This window comes from Kribbella sp. NPDC003557, from assembly GCF_040610805.1.
Lineage (GTDB): Bacteria > Actinomycetota > Actinomycetes > Propionibacteriales > Kribbellaceae > Kribbella.
Window position 1 is genome coordinate 329,291 of sequence record NZ_JBEXMY010000003.1, and the last position, 13,061, is coordinate 342,351.

General features: G+C 68.0%; 14 protein-coding genes. 9 read left to right on the plus strand and 5 right to left on the minus strand.

All coding sequences use genetic code 11. The annotated features are described in order from the left end of the window. Positions 1 to 875: 875 nt before the first annotated feature. Positions 876 to 1,403 (minus strand): DUF2064 domain-containing protein, encoded by a 528-nt coding sequence (locus tag ABZW60_RS13425; protein WP_355476444.1) that lies wholly within the window; start codon positions 1,401 to 1,403, stop codon positions 876 to 878. A gap of 83 nt (positions 1,404 to 1,486) precedes the next feature. After that, positions 1,487 to 1,888 (minus strand): helix-turn-helix domain-containing protein, encoded by a 402-nt coding sequence (locus tag ABZW60_RS13430; RefSeq protein ID WP_355476446.1) that lies wholly within the window; start codon positions 1,886 to 1,888, stop codon positions 1,487 to 1,489. Between the two features lie 104 nt (positions 1,889 to 1,992). Between ABZW60_RS13430 and ABZW60_RS13435 the strand changes: the two genes are divergently transcribed. Next, a complete protein-coding gene (locus ABZW60_RS13435; protein ID WP_355476448.1) occupies positions 1,993 to 2,913 on the plus strand; it encodes an NADP-dependent oxidoreductase in 921 nt (306 codons plus the stop codon). Here the strand turns inward: ABZW60_RS13435 and ABZW60_RS13440 are convergent. The 3 genes from ABZW60_RS13440 to ABZW60_RS13450 form a co-directional block, all read right to left on the minus strand. Continuing rightward, positions 2,910 to 3,611, minus strand: a complete 702-nt coding sequence (locus tag ABZW60_RS13440; RefSeq protein WP_355476450.1) for a response regulator transcription factor — start codon at positions 3,609 to 3,611, stop codon at positions 2,910 to 2,912. The genes ABZW60_RS13435 and ABZW60_RS13440 overlap by 4 nt on opposite strands. A 146-nt stretch (positions 3,612 to 3,757) precedes the next feature. Continuing rightward, positions 3,758 to 4,435 (minus strand): response regulator transcription factor, encoded by a 678-nt coding sequence (locus tag ABZW60_RS13445; RefSeq protein WP_355476451.1) that lies wholly within the window; start codon positions 4,433 to 4,435, stop codon positions 3,758 to 3,760. Between the two features lie 107 nt (positions 4,436 to 4,542). Then, positions 4,543 to 5,253, minus strand: coding sequence for an A24 family peptidase (locus ABZW60_RS13450; RefSeq protein WP_355476453.1), 711 nt, complete (start codon positions 5,251 to 5,253; stop codon positions 4,543 to 4,545). A 281-nt stretch (positions 5,254 to 5,534) separates the two neighbouring features. Between ABZW60_RS13450 and ABZW60_RS13455 the strand changes: the two genes are divergently transcribed. The 8 genes from ABZW60_RS13455 (at position 5,535) to ABZW60_RS13490 (ending at position 13,060) form a co-directional block, all read left to right on the plus strand. Then, complete coding sequence (locus ABZW60_RS13455; protein ID WP_355476455.1) at positions 5,535 to 5,720, plus strand: Flp family type IVb pilin; 186 nt, start codon at positions 5,535 to 5,537, stop codon at positions 5,718 to 5,720. A gap of 103 nt (positions 5,721 to 5,823) precedes the next feature. Next, a complete protein-coding gene (locus tag ABZW60_RS13460) occupies positions 5,824 to 6,006 on the plus strand; it encodes a Flp family type IVb pilin (RefSeq protein WP_355476457.1) in 183 nt (60 codons plus the stop codon). A 146-nt stretch (positions 6,007 to 6,152) separates the two neighbouring features. Next, positions 6,153 to 6,575 (plus strand): TadE/TadG family type IV pilus assembly protein, encoded by a 423-nt coding sequence (locus tag ABZW60_RS13465; protein ID WP_355476458.1) that lies wholly within the window; start codon positions 6,153 to 6,155, stop codon positions 6,573 to 6,575. A gap of 20 nt (positions 6,576 to 6,595) precedes the next feature. Further along, complete coding sequence (locus tag ABZW60_RS13470; RefSeq protein WP_355476460.1) at positions 6,596 to 7,696, plus strand: TadE/TadG family type IV pilus assembly protein; 1,101 nt, start codon at positions 6,596 to 6,598, stop codon at positions 7,694 to 7,696. Positions 7,697 to 7,721: 25 nt separating this feature from the next. Next, a complete protein-coding gene (locus tag ABZW60_RS13475; protein ID WP_355476462.1) occupies positions 7,722 to 8,525 on the plus strand; it encodes an RcpC/CpaB family pilus assembly protein in 804 nt (267 codons plus the stop codon). 13 nt (positions 8,526 to 8,538) lie between these two features. Continuing rightward, entirely contained in the window at positions 8,539 to 9,699 is a 1,161-nt protein-coding gene (locus ABZW60_RS13480) for an AAA family ATPase (protein ID WP_355476464.1), read from the plus strand. Beyond that, a complete protein-coding gene (locus ABZW60_RS13485) occupies positions 9,699 to 11,111 on the plus strand; it encodes a CpaF family protein (protein WP_355476466.1) in 1,413 nt (470 codons plus the stop codon). The genes ABZW60_RS13480 and ABZW60_RS13485 overlap by 1 nt, the downstream gene beginning before the upstream one ends. Next, the gene (locus ABZW60_RS13490) at positions 11,108 to 13,060 is read left to right on the plus strand and encodes a VWA domain-containing protein (RefSeq protein WP_355476468.1); all 1,953 of its coding nucleotides are present in this window, start codon (positions 11,108 to 11,110) and stop codon (positions 13,058 to 13,060) included. Before ABZW60_RS13485 ends, ABZW60_RS13490 begins: the two co-directional genes overlap by 4 nt. Position 13,061: the final 1 nt, after the last annotated feature.

Genomic DNA, 13,061 nt, shown 5'->3' on the forward strand with positions numbered 1-13,061 from the left:
CCCCGTCGTACCGCGTCCCCGTCGTACCGCGTCCCCGTCGTACCGCGTCCCCGTCGTACCGCGTCCCCGTCGTACCGCGTCCCCGTCGTACCGCGTCCCCGTCGTACCGCGTTCGCGTGCTGTGATTCCGCCGCTGGTACTGCGTTTTCCGCCGCCCGCATCTGTTCCGGCGCTGCTTACCACGCGGCTCAGGATCCCGCTCCCCCGCCCTGCGAACTCCAGCCTGCGCCGCGCGGTACCTCGTGCCGCGATCACCCGACGTACGGCGACCCCGGCTGTCCCCGTCGTGCGCCACATCGCCGCGGCATCGCCAGTTCGCGTACGGCGGGTTCAGCTGTGCCCGCAGCACGACGTCCCCCGTGAGTGATTCCCCCGCTGGTCCTGCGTCCCCCGTTAACCCGAACTCCGCCGTTACACCGGACACCCCCGCGCCGTCCCCTGGTGCAGCTGACCGCTGGGCGGCGCTTCCAGCTACTCCCCGTCGTACTGCGTCCTCCGGACGACAACGGCTGGTACTTGCGTTCCAGCCGATCCCTGTTCCCCCGCTGCACTTGCCGTACTGCGACTGCCGGGCAGGCGCCTTCAACAAACCGTGCTTGCCGGTGTCGCAACCGCCTACAGGCCTGCAATCCCGGCCGTACTGCGATTTCGGCCGTGCCCGCTTGTCCCCCGATCCGCGCGGGCGCAGCCTCCCCCGTCGTGCATCCCCCGTTTCGCCCTGCAGTCCCCCGGCTGCGGTGGCGGTTCCCCGTGTGCCCGGACCGCATCCCCCCGGTGCGGCCGGGTTGTCGTCGGGTGCCGCCCCTGAACGGCATCGGCGATCGGTGTAGCTCCCCGTTGCATGGTGAACGAGCGGGTTCGGGGAAGGTGACGGGTCAGGCGTGACGAAGTTGGGATCTTGTTGCGTCCCAGCCTTCCAACCCCGGATCCAGTCGCGCTATGTCAGCGTTCGATCGCAGACGGTGCCAGCCGGGGCCGATCGCGACCGCATGCCGACGCGGCTTGCGCGCCTCGAGCAGCGCCAGCGGAGTGTCGAAGGTCGGCGCAAGCTCACCGATCCACGGAGCAACAGGCGACCCCACACCGACAGCGACGAGCGAACCGTCCTCGGCCGGCGTGACCGCGATGTCCGCATGGCTCAGCGCCCGAAACAGCTTGCCGATCAGCAGCCCGGGCAAATCAGGCACGTCGTGCGAAACAGCGACGACCGCCGCAGCCGGACCCGCCAACTCGACCGCATGCAGCACCGGCCGCGACGAATCGACGGCGTACGTCGGTGTGCCGGGCCAGGTCAGCGCGCTCACCTCAGCCACCGCCGCCTCGTCCCCGCCTGCCACCGCGACCGCCACGTCGACCCGGTCCAGGGCAGCGAGCACCTCGTACGTGTCCTCCGCCAGCGCCAACCGCCATACCTCCGGATCCCGCCCAGGCGGAGCCCACGTCCCAACGGCAGGCACGACGACAACCACAACCCGCCGATCCTCGGTCATGCGCTCACCTCGTCGTAGCTGGAACGGGCAGCCTGCACCTCAGGCATATGCGTCTCGGCCCAAGACTTGATGGCAGCGATAAGTGGCATCAGCGTGCGCCCCAAGGACGTGAGCTCGTAGTCAACGCGCACCGGGACGGAAGGCGTGACCGAACGGGTCAACAGCCCGTCACGTTCCAAGGAGCGGAGAGTCTGGGTCAGCATCTTCTGGCTGACACCGGCGATCCGACGCGACAGATCCGAGTAGCGCTGCGGCCCATCCGCAAGCGCGGTCAGCACCAGAGTCACCCACTTGTCACTGATCCGGTCGAGCAACTGCCGGGCCGGGCAGGTCGCCAGGAATGCGTCGTACTCGCGAGCAGCCTCCTCCCGGAGCTGGGCCGCGGTGCGGGTCGCCATAGCTCTCCTCGTCGTACGGTACGCACTCCCAAGTGCGTACTTCCCGCCAGAGAGTAACTCTCCCAGAGTGATTCACACATCCACACACAAGGAGAGACAACGTCATGCGCGCACTCGTCGCCCGCCAGCTCGACGGACCCGACGCCATCGAACTGATCGAGACCCCAGTACCTGAGCCAGCCGCAGGCCAGGTCCGGATCAAGGTCGCCGCAGCAGCGGTCAACCCCGTCGACCTGGCCGTCAGCGCCGGAGTGCTCGTCCAGGCCGGGCTGACCGCCCCGCGGCCGCAGTTCGGCCTCGGCTGGGACGTGGCGGGGACGGTCGACGCCGGCGACCTTCCCGAAGGTACGCCGGTGATCGGGCTCGCCGACCTGCTCGGCCGATCACTGAAGACCCACGCGGAGTACGTCGTCCTGGACACCGACGCCGTCGCACGGGCGCCTCAAAACCTGGACCTCACAGCCGCATCGACATTCGGCCTGAACGCCTCGACAGCGCTCCAAGCGCTACAAGCCCTCGACCTCGAACCCGGCCAGACCGTGCTGATCACCGGCGCCGCAGGCGGCGTCGGTGGCCACGCGGTCGAACTCGCCAAGCACTTCGACCTGACCGTAATCGCCACCGCCGGCAACCAGGACGAGGACCTGGTACGAAGCCTCGGCGCGGACCACTTCATCGCCCGCTCGAAGGACCTGCCGACCGAGGTACGCCGGATCGTCCCGGCCGGCGTGGACGGACTGGTCGACGCGGCGGTGATCGGAATCGGCGCACAGGAGGCAGTCCGCAACCGCGGCCGGCACGCACATCTGCAAGGAGGCCAGCGTCCTCCGCACCTTCGCGGCATCACGGTGGACCAAGTCCTGGTGCAGGCGAATCAGGCAGACCTGAGAACGTTGGTCCACTTGGCTGAACATGGCGTTGTATCGACACGGGTAGCTGACACGTACCCACTCGAGCATGCGAGCCTGGCGTACAAACGTCTGGCCGAAGGCGGCCTCCGCGGCCGCCTCGTGCTCATGCCCTAGGCGGGAACGTCGTACTCCGACTGGATGAGGCCCATCCGCATGGCGGTCATGATCGCACTGGCCCGATTGGTGGCGCCCAACTTCTCGTACAGCCGCGAGACGTATGTCTTGGCCGTCGAAAGGCTGACGAACATCGTGGTGGCGATGACCGGCACGGAGCGGCCGGCCGCGAGCATCGACAGCACCTCCCGCTCCCGCGGACTGAGCGCCAAGCCTCTGATCGATGGTGCGGTCACCTGCACGGGACTGTCAACAGGGGGGAAGGCGGCGAACTGCCCTCGACGAGCCAGCGCCAGCGCCAGGCCGGTCGCCGTGAAGGACGCCGCGGCCACCGCGGCATGGCGGATCGCCCCGAGGACCTCGCTGTTCGGTGCGGTCTTCCCCACGAAGGCAGAGACGCCGGTCTCCAGAGCCCGGAAGAGGACGTCGTCCTCAGCCTGGGCCGTCAGGACGACGATGCCAAGCTCGGCATGGCGGTCCCGAAGCTCACGGGCCAGCTGGAACCCGTCGCCGTCGGGCAGCGCGACGTCCATCACGACGACGTCCGGACAACTCGACGCGATGAGCGCCGGCGCCTCCGACGCGAGCCCGCACTCCCCGACAATGGCGATGTCCTCGTCGGCGGTGACGAGCCGGATCAGTCCGTACCTCGTCAGCGTGTGGCCGTCGATCACAACGACCTTGATCGTGTTCCGCATGATGTCCCCCCGTGAAACGGCCCCTGCAGCTCCTCCAGCTGGCGGCGGAGTGTCGTGACCTGCTGTAACTGTGATCGGCTGCCGGACACAGTCCGTTACGGTTTTCCCGGAGGTGCTTTCCACCGACATAGTTGAACGCTTGGTTATCAAGTTCCGGCGGTCATTTGCTGCTGCAGCAGACCCGCCTGCAGGCCGGCCATCAGGGCCTGCGAGCGGTTCGAAGCGCCCAGCTTCTCGTAGAGCCGAGCGACATAGGTCTTGGCCGTCGAGTGGCTGACGTACAGGGCCGCTCCGATCGCTGCAACCGACAGGCCGTGGCCGAGCATCGCCAGCACCTCTGCCTCACGCGGGCTCAGCGACGCCCCGGTAGTTGGCCGAACAGCGGTCGACACAACGGCTTGTTGCCGTCGGGCGACGGCCTGCCCGAGACCGGTGGCGATGAAGGAGCCGGCTGCGACCGCCGCGTGCCGGATCGCCGGCAACACCTCGGTCGCGGGAGCGACCTTCGGGACGAATGCCGAGACCCCGGCCTCGAGCGCGCGGAACAGCAGATCATCCTCGCCGTTGGAGGTCAGCAGGACGATGCCGAGCTCGGTATACCGGTCGCGCAGCTCGCGGGCGATCGACAGGCCGTCGGCATCCGGCAGCGCGATGTCGAGAACTACGACATCAGGGTCCGCGTCGGCGACCGTCGCCGTGGCCTCGGACCCCAGCCCGGTCTCACCGACGATCGTCATACCGGGCTCGCCGCCCACCAGACCGAGCAGACCGTAGCGCGTCAGCGTATGCCCGTCGACCACGACAATCCTGATGTCGTGACTCATAGTAAACCTCCCCGTGTCGCAGTCACACTAGGTAACAACGTCGGGTGCGGGATAGGGACTTTAGGCCCTAGTACGACGGAACAGATGCCCGTCTCTCCGACCTCAGCTCACGTGCCGGTCAGGACCGTCAGCAGCGCTCCGGCGAGCATGAACGGGCCGAAGCTGATCGAGTCCTTCGGCGCGATGCGGCCCGCGAGCAACAACGCCACGCTCACCACACCCATCAGCACGAACCCTGCGGCTGCCCCGGTGAGCAACGTCGGCCAACCCAGCCAGCCGAGCGCGATGCCGAGCCCGCCGGCGAGCTTCACGTCGCCGCCGCCGAGCTGGCCGCGGCTCAGGATCGCGAGGACCAGGTAACCGCCGCCGAGCGCCGATCCGCCGAGCAACGCGCGGACCAGTTCGCTCGGGTGTCCGTCGACGATCGCAGCCAGTCCGAACAGCGCGACCAGCCCCGGATACAACGGAAGGGTCAGCCGATCAGGCAAGCGCTGCACGGAGATGTCGATGGCCGCCAACGCGACCCCGATTACTCCGACAAAGGCGAACCCGGCTGCAGCAGGTTCTCCCGCAAATCGCCAGAGCAGTAGACCCAGTACCGCGGCCGTGGCCAACTCCAGCACAAGCGGCCGACCGAGCCAACGGTGGCAGCTCCGACAGCGAAAGGCGAAGCGCCCGCCGACGGGTCCCGCGCACCGCTGGCAGGTCGTGCGCAGCGGCTCGCCTGACGCCACGGACAGCTGGAAGACCGTGCCGCGCAGAAGCAGGCCGGCGACGAGGCCGACGGCTCCTCCGGCCAGAGCCCACTCGATGTTCATGCCAGCCAAGCTAGGGCGGCTTGTGAACCTCCGGAACCATCCAGGCGCGGGACTGACCGAGTGGACGCGCAGAGCAGCCGTTCGAGGGACATGTCGTCCGAACGGACGACAGCCGTGTCGCCCAGGGCGAGGCGTTGTCGGCCTGTCGAGGTCCTCAGTCTGACCGATCGACCGATGCCGCGACGAGGCAACGGTCGTGCACCTTTGCGGTACCGATCGGCAGATCGCCGTTCGATCGACTGCGGTGGAACCGAATCCACCGCCTGTACAAGGAGTTTCACATGCTCAACGACCTGCGCACCTACATGCAGACCCTCGTCCGGCAGATCCGCAGCGACGAGCGTGGCGCGACCATGATCGAGTACGGCCTGATGGTCGCCCTGATCGCGGTCATCGTCGCCGCCGCGGTCGGCCCGCTGGGGACCGCCATCGCCGGCCTGTTCACCGGCATCATCGGCAGCCTCTGACGGTCCGGAGCGATCTGCCGATCCATCCAGTCCGATCCCGTGGGGTGGTGCGGCCCGGCCGGAGTGTGCCGGGCCGCCACTGCCTCCCAGCCAAGGAGTCCGGATGCGCGAACTCATGTGGTTGGTCAAAGCCGTAGGCAGGTCCCTGCGGCGCGACGATCGCGGCGCGACCATGCTCGAGTACGGCCTGGTGGCGACGTTGATCGCGGTCGTCGTCGCGCCGCTCGTCGCCATCCTCGGCCCAGCGGTTTCCGCACTGTTCGCGGGCGTTTTCGGCGCCCCCTGACCCGTCCTGTCGAGCCGGTCACACCAATGTCAGCCGGCCAGTCTTCATCACCGGGAGAACTCATGTATCCGAGACGAGGGAATCGCGGCGGGGAAACTCACCACGGTCGCACACCTCGCACGCGGCCCGCGGCAGGAGTACGCCGCATGCTTCCCTCGTCCGTACATGGGGGCAGCAGCGCGGACCGTGGCGCCACCGCCGTCGAGTTCGCGCTTCTGCTTCCCCTGCTCTTGCTGATCCTGCTGGGCATCATCGACTTCGGCCGGATGCTGAACGCGCAGGAAACCCTGACCCAGGCTGCCCGCGAGGGCGCCCGGCTTGTCGCCCTCGGCCGAACTGACGCAGTAAGTCGCGCACAGGCGGCCGCGACGGGATTGAGCCCGGTCAGTGCGTCCGTTCAGTCGTCCTGCCCGACCGGTGCCGGGCCGGCGAGCAGCTCCGCCGTTCAGGTCAGCTACACCTTCCAGTTCACGCCAGGGCTCGGCTACCTCGTCAGCTTCTTCGGCGGTAGCGGTATGAGCGGTCAGACCACGCTGACGGCGCGGGGGGTCATGCCATGCGAAACCTGACCTCACGTCTCGCTCGACCGATGATGCGGATTCTCCGGCTCGACGACCGTGGCGCCTTCGGTGCGCTGATCGGCGTGCTCTTCGCATCCGGCGTGCTGCTCGGCCTGGCCGCACTGACCATCGACGTCGGCACCGTGTACCAGGAACGCGCAGAGCTGCAGAACGGCGCCGACGCCGGATCTCTCGCGGTCGCGAAGAGCTGCGTCACCGCCCCAGCCGGGAGCGGCCTCGAGCCGCTCTGTGCGCCTGCAGAGGCCGCGAAGTACGCGAATCTCAACGCCAAGGACGGCACATCGACCGTCAGCCTGGTCTGTGGTCGCGATCCGAAAGACATTCTGCCGAGTTGCCCGGGGTCGTCAGGCACCCTCGTCGACTGCCCGGCGCCGACGTCCGCGGACAAGAACTACGTGGACGTCCACACTGCCACCAGGACAGCCGGCGGGTCCTCGCTGCTGCCACCGGTGTTCGCTCGTGCCCTGACCGGCAACGCGAGCTACCAGGGGACAACGATTCTCGCCTGCGCCCGGGCGAGCTGGGGACCAGCGCTCCAGAGCACCAAATCGCTCGCGATGACCCTTTCGCTCTGCGCCTGGACACAGGCGACGGGTGGTGGCACTCCACCGGTCTTCGGCGTGGATCAGCGAATCTATGTACGTGACGCGCCCAACGCGCCCACGTGCAACGGCCTGAGCGCGCCCGGCGAGTTCGGCTGGCTGAACGACATCGGCGGATGCACCGCCTCCATCGACCTCACCCAGAGCGGGTACGTCACCGGAAGCGACCCGGGCAAGAACCTGTCCGCGGCATGTCAGAGCGCTCTGCTGTCCTATGTCGCGAACCGGACCCCGATCTTCATCCCGATCTTCGACACCACTACCGGGACCGGCAGCGGAGCGACGTATCACCTCGTCGGACTCGCCGCGTTCATCCTCACCGGCTACGCGAACATGAACCCGCTGAAGGACGCCATCCCGGCGCCGTTCACGAAAGGCAGTTGCCCGAACGGAGCAACGACGCCGTCCTGCATCTACGGCCACTTCACTCAGGCCCTCGTCCCGGTCGCCACCCAAATCGGCGGCGGCACCTATTTCGGCGCTACCGCCGTCAAACTCGCCGGCTAGAGCCGCCAGCAGAGAAGAGAGAACCATGAAACGCAGAGTTGTGACCATCGTGCTGGCGGTCGCGCTGGCCGTGGTCGGATCAGGCGCAGTGCTGATTTACGTCAATCGTGCGGACGCTCGCGCGGTCGCGGGTCAGCAAGCGGTGACCGTGCTCGTGGCCGGCAAGGTGATCCCGTCCGGCACCACCGCGGCCGAAGCGAAGGCATCGCTGCACAAGGAGACGCTGCCGGCGTCGTCGGTATCGTCCGACGCCCTGGCCGAGATCACGCCGGCGCTGGAGGAACTGGTCACCACGGCCGACCTCAAGCCCGGACAGGTGCTCCTCAAGTCGATGCTCGTGTCGGCCGCGCAGGCCACCAGCGGTCTGACGATTCCCGAGGGCAAGGTAGCCGTCACCATCACGCTGTGCAGTGCAGAGGCCGTTGCCGGCAACGTGAAGGCCGGGTCCGACGTCGCGGTCTTCGGAACAGTTGTCGCTGGCAACAACAGTGAGGTCAGCGGACAACCGAACTGCACCGGTCAGCACAAGCAGCAGTTCGGCAAGGGCCTCGGCAACACCCGCGTCGTCATCCCCAAGATCCGGGTGATCGCCATCGGGCCGGCCGCGCAGGACTCCAAGTCCGGCGGCGGCCTGTCACAGGGCTCCGCACCGGCGCAGAACGACATGGTGCTGGTCACCCTGGCCGGCAGCCAGACCGATGCCGAGCGCCTCATCCTCCTCACCCAGACGTCGCTGCCATATCTGGCACTGCTCGGCCCGTCCACCCAGGTCAAGGTCGAGGACCACATCGAGCCGCTGTTCCCGACGCTGCCGGCGAAGAAGAAGTGAGGAGACGATCACCATGACCATCCTGTGCCAGCCGGCCGACGTGCCGGCGGACCTGATCTCGACGCTCGGCACCAGCGTGCGGAGCGTCGAGGACCTCGGCGCCGCACTCCGGGCGCTGACCGAAGACCCCACAGAGAACCTGATCGTGGTGGGTCCGGCGGTAGAGACCGGCCAGGCCTTGGAGTTCAGCGCACGACTGCGCCTAGAACGCCCCGCCATCGGGGTGATCCTGATTCGCGAGCACGTCGACGTCACGGTGCTCACCGACGCAATTCGGGCCGGTGTGCGCGAGGTGGTCGCGGCAGGCGACAACGACGCGCTGAGCGCCGCCTGCGACCACTCGCGGGCCTTGTCCGGTCATGTGCACGGCCACGACGAGGCCGAGCCGACACACCACGGCAAGGTCGTCACTGTGTTCTCCGCCAAGGGTGGGTGCGGAAAGACGACGGTCGCGATCAACTTGGCGGCTGCCTTGGCCGCGAGCGAGACATACCGGGTCTGTGTCGTGGACCTGGACCTCTCGTTCGGCGATGTGGCGATCAGCGTCCAGCTCGATCCGGTGCGCACGATCAGCGACGCCCTGCCGATGGCCGGCCATCTCGACACGACCGGAGCAGCCTCGCTCGTCACGTCGTACCGGCCCGGGCTGGACATGCTGCTGGCGCCGGTCACCCCCGGCGATGCCGAGAAGATCCCCGCATCGCTCATCGGTGAACTACTCGCCGTCCTGCGGGGAATGTACGACTTCGTCGTCGTCGACACCCCGGCACAGTTCAGTGAGCATGTGCTGACGGCGATGGACGTCTCCGATCATCATGTCCTGCTGACCACGCCGGACACACCGGCAATGAAAAACCTGCGGATCACGCTGGACATGCTGGACCTGCTCTCGTACTCGCGCGGCATCCGCTCCGTGGTCGTCAACCGGTCCGACTCGAAGGTCGGGCTGTCCGCGGGTGACGTCGAGCGCGTGGTTCGCAGCACCATCGAGGGCCACGTTCCGTCGAGCCGCAATGTGCCCGTCTCCATCAACAAGGGGACCCCGATCGTGATCGCGACGCCGACCCATCCGGTCAGCCAGGCGATCACCCGTTTCGCCCGCGAGCGACTGCTGAGTCAGTCGGAGCCTGTACGGCACAGGCCCTTCGCCCGCCGCGGCGCCGGGAGGCGATGATGAACCTCTCAGAACGGCTTGCCCAGCGGCAGACACGTCCGGGGCAGGACGTGCAGGCCGCACGGCCTGCCTCCACCAGTACCTCCGAACCGCGGGCCGCCGACGAGGTCCCTCGTCGTACGACGCGCAACAGCGACCCCTTCGCGGGGGTGAAGCGCAGTGTGCATCAAGGACTCCTGGAAACCCTGGGGCCGAAGCTGTACGACGCGCACCTGGACCAGCGTGAACTCGAGCAGCAGGTCACCCAGACGCTGCAAGCGGTCCTGCAACGCGACGACACGCCCATGACCGTCGCGGACCGCGGGCGCGTCGCCCAGGAGGTCGCCGACGAGATCCTCGGGCACGGTCCGCTCGAGCCGTACCTGCGCGACGCCGGCGTCTCCGAGATCATGGTCAACGGTCACGACCAGATCTATGTCGAGCGCGAGGGCCGCCTGACGCCCGTGGACGCCGCGTTCACCGACGAGAGTCACCTGCGGCGCACGATCGACAAGATCGTCTCCCGCGTGGGCCGCCGCGTCGACGACGCCAGCCCGATGGTCGACGCCCGACTGCCCGACGGCAGCCGGGTCAACGCCGTCGTACCGCCGATCGCACTGGACGGATCGCTGCTGACGATCCGGAAGTTCGCCGCCGATCCGTTCACTGTCGACGACCTGATCTCGTTCGGGACCCTCACCGCGCCGGTCGCCGACCTGCTCCGAGCCTGCGTGCGCGGGCGGTTGAACGTCCTCATCGGCGGCGGTACCGGCTCCGGAAAGACGACGACGCTGAACGTCTTGTCGTCGTTCCTTCCCGATGACGAACGCATCGTCACGATCGAGGACGCGGCAGAACTGCAACTCCGCCAGGACCATGTCCTGCGTCTGGAGTCCCGGCCGTCCAACGTGGAGAAGAAGGGCGAGGTCGCGATCCGGGACCTCGTCCGCAACGCCCTCCGGATGCGTCCCGATCGCATCATCATCGGCGAGGTCCGCGACGGCGCGGCACTCGACATGCTGCAGGCGATGAACACAGGCCACGACGGCTCGATCACCACTGTGCACTCCAACGCACCGCGCGACTCGCTCGCCCGTCTGGAGACGATGGTGCTGATGGCCGGAGTCGAGCTGCCGCAGCGGGCGATCCGCGAGCAGATGGCATCCGCGATCGACCTCATCGTGCACCAGGCGCGGTTGAAGGACGGGACACGGCGGATCACTCACATCACCGAGGTCGCCGGGATGGAGGGCGAGGTCGTCACCCTCCAGGACCTGTTCCTGTTCGACTTCCATGCGGGGGTCGACGACCGCGGCTGGTTCCGCGGAACGCTGCGATCCACCGGACTGCGTCCAGGGTTCCTGGATCGGCTCGCCGATCAAGGCGTCGTGCTGCCGCCGCGCCTGTTCGGCTCCGACGAGGCTGTCCGATGACGACCGTCACGAGACTGCGCGCCGGCACCGCGGCGGTATTCGCCGGGTTCGCCGCTTTGATGCCGAGCGTGGCGCAGGCCGACCCCGGCCCCTCGGCCAGGATCGACTCGGTCCAGGTCAGCGCGGGGCACGCAGACATGGTGCTGACCACGGCCGGCCTGCCGGGTGAGCTCGACCCGAAGAGCGTGCACGTGGACGTCGGCCGGAACCGGCTGCCGGCGCACGTCACGCCGGTCAGCAGTACGACCGTGACCACGGCCCCGCAGCGCGCAGTGATCATCGTGCTCGACACCAGCGGGTCGATGGCCGGGTCAGGTATCGCGGCCGCACGCCAGGCCGCTTTGAGCTACCTGGCTACGTTGCCGAGCGATGTACGAGCCGGTCTGCTCACGTTCTCCGACCGCCCACGGCTCGTCGTCGCCCCCACAGCGAATCGGCTCTCGATTCGCACTGCACTCGCCAGTGTGCAGGCGGTTGGGGACACGGCGCTGTACGACGCGGTTCGTGCTGGAAGCTCCGCGCTCGAGGCAGCCGGTCTGGGCACATCGGCCCAGCGCAGGCTCGTGGTGTTGTCCGACGGTGTGGACACCTCCAGCAGGGCTACGCTCGCCTCGGTCACGAGCCAGCTCGCCTCCGCCCGCGTACCGGCTGATGTCGTTGCCTTCCGCTACGGGAGCAGTGATTCGTCGGCGGCCCAACAGATCGCAGCAGCGGCAGGCGGACGCATTTTGACGGCTCAGAACGCCAGCCAGCTCACCGCGGCATTCGCCGCCGTGGCGCACAACTTCACAACGCGCATGAAGGTCGAGGTCACGGTACCTGCCACGCTGGCCGGCCGGAGGGTCACGCTCCGCGTCACCGCGGGCCCTGTCAGCGCGACCGCTCAGGTCACGTTCGCTGCGATCGCGCCGCCGCCCAGCACCGAGGCGCCCGGGCCTGCCGTCGCTCCGCCACCGGTCAAACAGCACCGGACGATCTGGTCCTGGCAACTCCTGGCCTTGCTCGGGGGCGTCTTCTTCGTCGTCTTGCTCACCGTCGTCCTCCTCCGCTGGCAAGGAGCTCGCGAAGACACCGCGCGGCGGTTGACCCAGAAATTCAGTCACTACGGACCTCGTCGGGACGAGCCACACAGCACCGAGTCCGAGGGCGCCGCTGTCAGGACCGCTGTGGGGTTCATCGGCCAGGCACTGCGTTCGACGGGAGCCGAGCAAGGGCTGACCGATCGACTCGACCTCGCGGATCTCAGGCGCAAGCCGGCCGAATGGGCACTGCTGACCCTCTGCGTCGGCGCCGTGCTCGCCGCCGGGATGATGCTCATCGGCCTGCCTCCGCTGCTGAGTGCGCCTATCGGGATCATTGCCGCGTGGCTGGGACAGCACCTCTACCTGAGCTTCCGTATCGGGCGCCGCCGCGCGGCATTCGGCGAGCAGCTCCCCGACGTGCTGCAACTGATCGTCGGATCGCTTCGGTCCGGCTTCTCGCTCCCACAGGCCGTCGACGCGGTCGTCCGTGACGGTACCCAACCGGCCGCGGGTGAATTCTCACGTGCGCTGGCCGAGACCAGGATCGGCGTCGAGCTCGAGGAGGGGCTCACCCACGTCGCAGACCGGATGGATTGCGACGATCTGCGGTGGGTCGTGATGGCCACCCGGATCCAGCGGGAGGTCGGCGGCAACCTGGCAGAGGTTCTCAAGAACACGGTCGACACCATGCGGGAACGGGCTCAGACCCGCCGGCATGTCCAAGCTCTCAGCGCGGAGGGCCGGCTGTCCGGCTACATCATCGTCTGTCTGCCGATCGTGCTCGGCGCGTGGCTGAGCTTCAGCAAGCCGCAGTACATGAGTCCGCTGTTCACCACCCCGTTCGGTCTGATGCTGATCGGCAGCGGCGTCGTCCTGATGATCGTCGGTTCGTTCTGGATCCGCGCACTGGTCAAGGTGGAGGCGTGAG

Excerpts from the sequence above, each read along its gene's own strand:
- ABZW60_RS13465 (WP_355476458.1), top strand. The coding sequence starts at position 6,153 with ATGCTTCCCTCGTCCGTACATGGGGGCAGCAGCGCGGACCGTGGCGCC.
- ABZW60_RS13480 (WP_355476464.1), top strand. The coding sequence starts at position 8,539 with ATGACCATCCTGTGCCAGCCGGCCGACGTGCCGGCGGACCTGATCTCG.
- ABZW60_RS13490 (WP_355476468.1), top strand. The coding sequence starts at position 11,108 with ATGACGACCGTCACGAGACTGCGCGCCGGCACCGCGGCGGTATTCGCC.
- ABZW60_RS13470 (WP_355476460.1), top strand. The coding sequence starts at position 6,596 with ATGATGCGGATTCTCCGGCTCGACGACCGTGGCGCCTTCGGTGCGCTG.
- ABZW60_RS13440 (WP_355476450.1), bottom strand. The coding sequence starts at position 3,611 with ATGCGGAACACGATCAAGGTCGTTGTGATCGACGGCCACACGCTGACG.
- ABZW60_RS13485 (WP_355476466.1), top strand. The coding sequence starts at position 9,699 with ATGAACCTCTCAGAACGGCTTGCCCAGCGGCAGACACGTCCGGGGCAG.
- ABZW60_RS13475 (WP_355476462.1), top strand. The coding sequence starts at position 7,722 with ATGAAACGCAGAGTTGTGACCATCGTGCTGGCGGTCGCGCTGGCCGTG.
- ABZW60_RS13460 (WP_355476457.1), top strand. The coding sequence starts at position 5,824 with ATGCGCGAACTCATGTGGTTGGTCAAAGCCGTAGGCAGGTCCCTGCGG.
- ABZW60_RS13435 (WP_355476448.1), top strand. The coding sequence starts at position 1,993 with ATGCGCGCACTCGTCGCCCGCCAGCTCGACGGACCCGACGCCATCGAA.
- ABZW60_RS13455 (WP_355476455.1), top strand. The coding sequence starts at position 5,535 with ATGCTCAACGACCTGCGCACCTACATGCAGACCCTCGTCCGGCAGATC.
- ABZW60_RS13445 (WP_355476451.1), bottom strand. The coding sequence starts at position 4,435 with ATGAGTCACGACATCAGGATTGTCGTGGTCGACGGGCATACGCTGACG.
- ABZW60_RS13450 (WP_355476453.1), bottom strand. The coding sequence starts at position 5,253 with ATGAACATCGAGTGGGCTCTGGCCGGAGGAGCCGTCGGCCTCGTCGCC.
- ABZW60_RS13430 (WP_355476446.1), bottom strand. The coding sequence starts at position 1,888 with ATGGCGACCCGCACCGCGGCCCAGCTCCGGGAGGAGGCTGCTCGCGAG.